Here is a 1339-nt window from a genome sequence, read left to right as displayed (position 1 = left end):
CAACTCATGCAAGAACAGGCACTGCCCTAAATGTCAGGGGCCCGCAGCCCGAGACTGGATGGCCGCGCGTTCAGAAGATTTGCTACCGGTGGAATACTTCCACTTGGTCTTCACGCTGCCAGCCGAGATCGCACGCATCGCCTACTGGAATAAGCGCGCTGTCTATGGCCTGCTCTTCCGCGTGTCAGCGAAGACAGTGACCACCATCGCCGACGATCCTAAGCGCATGGGCGCGCGGGTCGGTATGACCAGCGTGCTGCACACATGGGGATCGGCACTGACCCATCATCCTCACGTCCACATGATCGTGCCGGGCGGTGGGTTGTCGAAAGACGGCAACCGCTGGGTCGCGTGCAAGCCTGGGTTCTTTCTGCATGTGCGGGTTTTATCCCGACTGTTTCGACGCTTGTTTATCGAAGGGTTGCTGGCTCTGCATTGTGAAGGAGACCTCAACTTCTTTGGTGATTTAGCTGGGCTATCAGAACCGCAGGCTTTTGCTGCGTATTTGACCCCGCTGCGCAAAAACGAATGGGTCGTTTACGCCAAACCACCCTTCGGTGGCCCCGAGGCTGTGCTGGCCTATCTCAGTCGCTACACACACCGTGTCGCCATCTCAAACAGCCGCATCGTCAGCGCCGATGCCACCACTGTTGCGTTCAGATGGAAAGACTATCGCATCAAGAATGGAGAGCGCCAAAAGGTGATGCGGCTGGCGACGCCCGAGTTCATCCGCCGCTTTCTGATCCATGTGCTTCCGGACGGGTTCCACCGCATCCGCCATTACGGATTGCTTGCAAGCGCGACCCGCAAGGCCAACATCGCAAAGGCCCGCGCGTTACTTGGGGCAGAACCGGTCAAAAACGAAGATCCGCCAACCGCAGAGATCATCCCACTTACGCTCCGCGAACCATGCCCCGATTGCGGTGGCCAGATGCGCATCATCGAGATCTTCAGGCGGGGGCAAAAGCCACAGACCCGTGCGCCACCACGAAAGGCCGCTGCATGACGAGATGTCCGTCAAAATGGATAACACCCGCTCCCTTATGCGCCTCATTCGGGTGGAGCATTCTGCTGCGCCGAGCGAACCGAAGCACGGAAAACGTACCGATGCTGACCGTTATCAACGCCAAAATCATATCACCCATGACCTCTGAGCCCCCTCAAATGCATTCGACAGACACGTCAAGGCCCAAACAAACCTACAGCGGCCTCGCACTTTCCCCATAGGTCACAACCCAGCATCCCACGGCTTCCTCCTTGAGAGGTTTGTCAACGCGGGCCACAGTCAGTCCCTCGCCGAAACCTCGCGCACTGGCCCGCATCGAAAAACCTTCATCAC

The 1339-nt window shown here is 58.1% G+C and carries 1 protein-coding gene; it reads left to right on the top strand.

Features of this window, described 5'->3' with window-relative positions; translation table 11 throughout:
• Positions 1-1006: IS91 family transposase (locus tag PFRI_RS02425; RefSeq protein WP_072629169.1), on the top strand; the 1006-nt coding region annotated here is incomplete at its 5' end.
• Between the last annotated feature and the right edge of the window lie 333 nt (positions 1007-1339).

This window comes from Planktotalea frisia (assembly GCF_001890925.1).
GTDB lineage: Bacteria > Pseudomonadota > Alphaproteobacteria > Rhodobacterales > Rhodobacteraceae > Planktotalea > Planktotalea frisia.
This window is presented reverse-complemented; position numbering and strand designations above follow the sequence as displayed.